Origin of the sequence: Methylobacterium bullatum, from assembly GCF_014845095.1 — a bacterium.
In the GTDB taxonomy this organism is placed as follows: Bacteria; Pseudomonadota; Alphaproteobacteria; order Rhizobiales; family Beijerinckiaceae; genus Methylobacterium; species Methylobacterium bullatum.
Window position 1 is genome coordinate 1 of sequence record NZ_NKUG01000202.1, and the last position, 5,556, is coordinate 5,556.

Annotated in this window: 4 protein-coding genes, 1 other RNA gene and 1 pseudogene; 1 reads left to right on the forward strand and 5 read right to left on the reverse strand. The window is 63.4% G+C overall.

The features are described from left to right. Positions 1 to 257: 257 nt before the first annotated feature. The 4 genes from paoC to ssrA form a co-directional block, all read right to left on the reverse strand. Positions 258 to 2,465: an aldehyde oxidoreductase molybdenum-binding subunit PaoC gene (gene paoC, locus MBTS_RS21670; RefSeq protein WP_192216453.1), complete on the reverse strand. Its 2,208-nt coding sequence runs from the start codon at positions 2,463 to 2,465 to the stop codon at positions 258 to 260. Between the two features lie 3 nt (positions 2,466 to 2,468). Next, positions 2,469 to 3,419, reverse strand: a complete 951-nt coding sequence (locus MBTS_RS21675; RefSeq protein ID WP_056149810.1) for an FAD binding domain-containing protein — start codon at positions 3,417 to 3,419, stop codon at positions 2,469 to 2,471. Beyond that, complete coding sequence (paoA, locus tag MBTS_RS21680; RefSeq protein WP_056149811.1) at positions 3,416 to 4,051, reverse strand: aldehyde dehydrogenase iron-sulfur subunit PaoA; 636 nt, start codon at positions 4,049 to 4,051, stop codon at positions 3,416 to 3,418. The genes MBTS_RS21675 and paoA overlap by 4 nt, the downstream gene beginning before the upstream one ends. A gap of 367 nt (positions 4,052 to 4,418) precedes the next feature. Beyond that, positions 4,419 to 4,746: a transfer-messenger RNA gene (gene ssrA, locus MBTS_RS21685) on the reverse strand. 145 nt (positions 4,747 to 4,891) lie between these two features. On the opposite strand from ssrA, the gene MBTS_RS21690 reads away from it, so the two are divergent. After that, positions 4,892 to 5,461, forward strand: coding sequence for a ClpP family protease (locus tag MBTS_RS21690; protein WP_147833449.1), 570 nt, complete (start codon positions 4,892 to 4,894; stop codon positions 5,459 to 5,461). 5 nt (positions 5,462 to 5,466) lie between these two features. Here the strand turns inward: MBTS_RS21690 and MBTS_RS21695 are convergent. After that, positions 5,467 to 5,556 (reverse strand): annotated as a pseudogene (locus MBTS_RS21695) (IS5/IS1182 family transposase); the annotation flags it as partial.

Consider the following 5,556-nt stretch of genomic DNA (forward strand, 5'->3'; position numbering starts at 1 on the left):
CCATCAATGCTAAAATCGCAAAGCTGATCGATTTTCGCGACAAACACATGACGCCACAACATAACTCATTGCCGGCAAACAAGGATTTCGCGCTTCGTGAACCCCGCACCCGCTCGCCGCTTCGAGATAAACCGCGGGCAAAAGCCCGTCCGACGTAGAGCGGCGCAACACCGGGGTGGCTCGGCCAATACAATCCCGATGACGCAACGGAGGCCGAAGGCGCGAACGACACGCGCCCTCGGCAGACATCACTGGTCTCAGGCGGCGTCAGGCATACGGTCAAGAAGTTTGTCGAGGGTGAGCGGGTAATCGCGCACCCGTATGCCGGTGGCGTTGTAGACCGCGTTGGCCACCGCCGCGCTGACGCCGCAGATACCGAGTTCCCCAACGCCCTTGGCCTTCATCGGCGAGGAGATCGGGTCGGTCTCGTCGAGGAAGATTACCTCCTGATGCGGGATGTCGGCATGGACCGGGACTTCGTATCCGGCAAGGTCGTGATTGACGAAGAAACCGCGCCTTGTGTCGACAGCCAACTCCTCCATCAGCGCGGCACCTACCCCCATGGTCATGCCTCCGATGACCTGGCTGCGGGCAGACTTTGGATTAAGGATGCGTCCGGCCGCACAGACCGCCAGCATCCGCCTCACCCTGATCTCCGCCGTGCTCACATCGACGCCGACCTCGACGAAATGCGCCCCAAAGGTCGATTGCTGGTACGTCTTCGAGAGATCGCCGCCGAACTCGATCGTGTCCTCGGCGACGATGTCGCCCGCCTTCGCGGCCTCGGCGAGCGGAACGGAGCGGTTGCCCGAGCGGACACGCCCATCCTCGAACACGGCATCGTCCGAGTTGAACCCGAGCGATCTCGCCACCGCCTCACGGAGCTTGACGCAAGCGGCGTAGACCCCCGACGTCGAGGAGTTCGCGCCGAATTGGCCACCGGATCCCGACGAGACGGGGAAGGCAGAATCGCCGAGCCGCACCACGACCCTGTCGAGGCTCAAGCCCATCATCTCGGCAGCCGTCTGGCCGATGATCGTGTAGCTGCCAGTACCGATATCGGTCATGTCGGTCTCGACCGTCACCACGCCCTGGCTATCTAGACGGACGCGCGCCCCCGATTTGACGTTCATATTGTTGCGGAACGCCGCGGCGACACCCATTCCGACGAGCCAGCGCCCGTCACGGACCTGACCGGGCTTGACGACCCGCTTGTCCCATTCGAAGCGCGCCGCGCCCAGGCGGAGGCATTCGATCAGGCTGCGCTGGGAGAACCGGCGCTCTGGCTTCTCGGGATCGACCTGGGTGTCGTTGCGGATGCGGAACTCGACCGGATCGAGACCGAGTTTCTCCGCCATCTCGTCCATGGCGATCTCGAGGACCATCAAGCCGGGCGCTTCGCCGGGCGCGCGCATAGAGTTGCCCTCGGGCAGGTCGAGCATGGCGAGCCGGGTTTGGGTCATGCGGTTGGCGCCCGCATAGAGCAGGCGCGTCTGTTGCACCGCCGCCTCCGGCTTGCCGCCGGGCAGATTGCCGGACCAGCTCTCATGGCCGATGGCCGTGATCGTGCCGTCCGGCGTCGCGCCGAGGCGGATGCGCTGGATCGTGGCGGGCCGATGCACGGTGTTGTTGAAGCTGAGCGGACGGGTCAGCGCCACCTTCACCGGCCGCTTTGCGGCGCGAGCGCCCAGGGCGGCCAATACCGCTTCCGCCCGCAGGAACAGCTTTCCGCCAAACCCGCCGCCGACGAAGGGCGAGACGAGGCGCACCTTCTCCTTCGGGATGCCGAGGGTCAGGGCCAGATCCCGTGTACCCCAGGCGATCATCTGGTTCGAGGTCCAGACGGTCACTGCATCGCCATCCCAGGACGCGATGGACGCATGCGGCTCCATCATCGCATGAGCTTGATCGGGCGTGCTGTAGGTGGCGTCGAGTTGAACCGGGGCAGAGGCGAAGGCCCCGGCGAAATCACCGATGGAGGTGTCGGACGGGGCACCGGCGAGTTTCTCGGGCTTGCCCGTATCCTTCGCTGCCGCGAGATCGAACGCGCCTTTGGATTCGGCATAATCGATACGGATGAGGGCCGCCGCTGAACGGGCCTGCTCGAATGTCTCCGCCACGACCAAGGCGACCGCCTGGTGATAATGCTCGATCTCGGGGCCGCCGAGAAGCTTGGCGGCGTTGAGCTTACCCTTGTCGAGGGGGCCGGCATTCTCTGAAGTGACGATGGCGAGCACGCCGCGTGCGGCCCTGGCCTCGTCGAGACCCATTGCCTCGATCCGCCCCTTGGCGATGGTCGCGCCCACGACGAAGCCGTAGACCGCCTTCGATTGCGGATCGTGCCAGTCGTAAGCGTAGTTCGCAGTGCCGGTGGTCTTGAAGGGACCGTCGATCCGGTCCGTGGCCTTGCCCACCACTTTCAGCTGATCGATGGGGTTGCGGCCAGCGGGAGTGTCGAACTTCATGGTTCAGGCCCTCGCTTCGGACAGGACGGCACCGAGCGCGCGCTCGGTGAGCTTGAGCTTGTAGGCGTTGTCGTGGGTCGGCTTCGCTCCCGCGAACAAGCGCTCCGTCGCGGCCTTGGCGCCTTTCGGCAACTCGGCCTCAGCGGCCTCGTCGCGCCACGGCTTCGGGGCGACGCCACCGACGGCGATGCGTCCGGTCCCATCGCGCTGGACGATCCCCGCGATGGAGATCAACGCGAAGGCATACGAGGCTCTGTCCCGGACCTTGCGGTATACATGCATGCCCGAGACCGGCTTCGGCAGAGTCACCGCCGTGATCAGTTCGCCCGGCCGCAAGTTCGTCTCGATCTCGGGCGTGTCACCAGGCAGGCGATGAAACTCCGCGATGGGGATGGTCCGCGTGTCACCCTTGTCGTTCACGGTCTCCACGTTCGCGTCGAGAACCCGCATGGCCACGGCCATGTCGCCCGGATGCGTGGCGATGCAGGCTTCGCTGGCCCCCACCACCGCGAGTTGGCGACTGATGCCGCCGATGGCCGAACAGCCGCTTCCAGGCTGTCGCTTGTTGCAGGGTTGAGCGGTATCGTAAAAATAGGGGCAGCGCGTGCGCTGGAGGAGATTGCCCGCCGTCGTCGCCTTGTTGCGCAACTGGCCGGATGCCCCGGACAGAAGGGCCCGGCTCAGGACTCCGTAGCCGCGCCGAACCCGCAGATCGGCCGCAAGATCGGTGTTGCGCACCAGGGCGCCGATCCGCAGACCGCCCTCCTCCGTCGGCTCGATCGTATCGAGATCAAGGCCGTTGACGTCGACGAGATGGGTCGGCGTCTCCACCTGCAGCTTCATCAGATCGAGAAGATTGGTGCCGCCGGCGATGAACTTTGCGCCGGGTACGCGTAAGACGGACGCAGCGGCCTCCGCAGGCGAGGAAGCGCGTTCGTAAGTGAAGGACTTCATGCCTGCCTCCCAGCGACTTCAGTCATGGCGTCCACGATGTTGGAATAAGCGCCGCAGCGGCAGATGTTGCCGCTCATGCGCTCGCGGATCTCGTCCGCGGTAATCGCGGAGGTCGCGTTGAGATCGGCCGTGACGTGGCTTGGGATGCCGGCCTTGATCTCTTCGAGAACCGCGACACCGGAGCAGATCTGACCCGGCGTACAAAATCCGCATTGATAGCCGTCATGCTTGACGAAAGCGGCCTGCATCGGATGCAGGTTGCCTGGCTTGCCCAAGCCTTCAATGGTGGTGATGGCATCGCCCTGGTGCATGACCGCGAGGGTCAGGCAGGAATTGATGCGTCTTCCATCGACGATCATCGTGCAGGCCCCACACTGGCCGTGGTCGCAGCCCTTTTTGGCACCGGTCAGGTGAAGGTGCTCCCGCACGGCGTCGAGGAGAGTGGTGCGCGTATCGATGTCGATCTCATGTGACGTCCCGTTCACCGTGAGCGACACTTTGGATGTCACCGAGTCTGACGTGCTCTCGGTGGCCGCCCAGGAAGCGGAGGGACAGGCTGTGACGACGGCACAGGCAGAGGCGCCCGCCATCAGATGGCGCCGGTTGAGTTCGAGGTCTTCAGAGCCATACATGGCGTTCTCCGAACCTGATCCATGAGACGTGTAATTCCGTTAGGTCGTGTCGCGGACGTTTGCGCGAGGCTTCGACCAGCCCCCGACAAACGCTCGACGGTGCAGAACTTTCCCTGGTGCCACGAAGTAGCGCAGGCGGACCGTGCAGCAACACCTTGGAAGAATTCCAAATGGTATATGTGCGCACACGCACAGCGCGGCCGTCATTGAGTGGCGGAAGGGAGGGGTGAAATACCGCCAAGCGGGCGCGAAGAACCCGCATCCCAGGCTCGTGTGAGTATAAAGGCGAAAAAGCAGCCGAAAACGGCAGTGCCGCGGCTGACAAAATAACATCAACTATGATGAGAAAGGTGGGTCCCGGAGCCGAAGCCCCGGGTTCTGTTTCGACGGTTACCCTACCGCAAGATGCTTACGCCGCGAGGCGGGCATCCATGACAACGTTATCGTTGGCATTTAGAGTTTTGGCCAAATACTTGGAACAGGGGTTGCCTGCGCCAAACCGGTCGAGTCCTTACCGACGCTCTCGCGATCCCTTTACCGCCCAGTCGATCCTATTTCGCCCCCATCAGAAACGCATCACGATGCGTTTTTGGTGGAGGCGCCGGAGTACTGCCCTCCGGGTCCTGAAACGTTATTACGAACCGGTCATCAAACGCAGGATCGATATAGAGGCGGTGGGCCGAAAAGTCCAGATCGGCGGCCCTTTGTCTGTCGGATGCCGGATGCCGCCAGGCGGATTTTTTCCCACACCCGGCAACCACATGCGCGGGTGAGGCTTCTCGATCCGGCACGAGGCATGCGGGGATGCGTCCCGATGTGCCTTTCGGCAGAGGATCGATGATGGACAACACGCTGCTTTCCGCCCCGGACTTCAAGGGCCCCGCCATTCTGCTGTCGGGACCGGTCGATCACGACATGTACAAGGCTTTCCGGCGCCAACTCGACGCCGCCTCCGGGCTGGACCTCGTGGTGGTCGAACTCACCACCCTCGGCGGCGACCCGGAAGTGGCCCGGATGATGGGCGAAGACATTCGCTTTGCCAGCGAGGTGACGCCGCATCGCCGTTTCGTCTTCCTTGGCAAGGCGGCGATCTACTCGGCTGGCACGACGCTCATGAGTTTCTTCGCGCGTCCGAACCGCTATCTCACGCGCGGTACGCGACTGATGATCCACGAGCGCAAGATGGCCAAGACCTTGGAGATCCACGGTCCCCTCACCACCTGCATCGCCACCCTCAAGGCGACATTGCACGAGATCGAGACCTCCATCGAGATTCAGAACGAGGGCTTCGCCAACCTCGTCACCGGCTCGCAGGTCTCCTTGGAGGAGGTCATCGAGAAAGCCCCGTACAATTGGTATATCGAGGCCGAGGAAGCCAAGAGCCTCGGGTTGATCGAGGCGGTCCTTTAGAGCGCCTAACAGAACCGTTTGATCTGGTTGAGGGTGATGAGGCTGGCCGCGAGGCTCGTGAAGGCCTCGTAGATGTCGCTGCGTCGCTCGTAGGG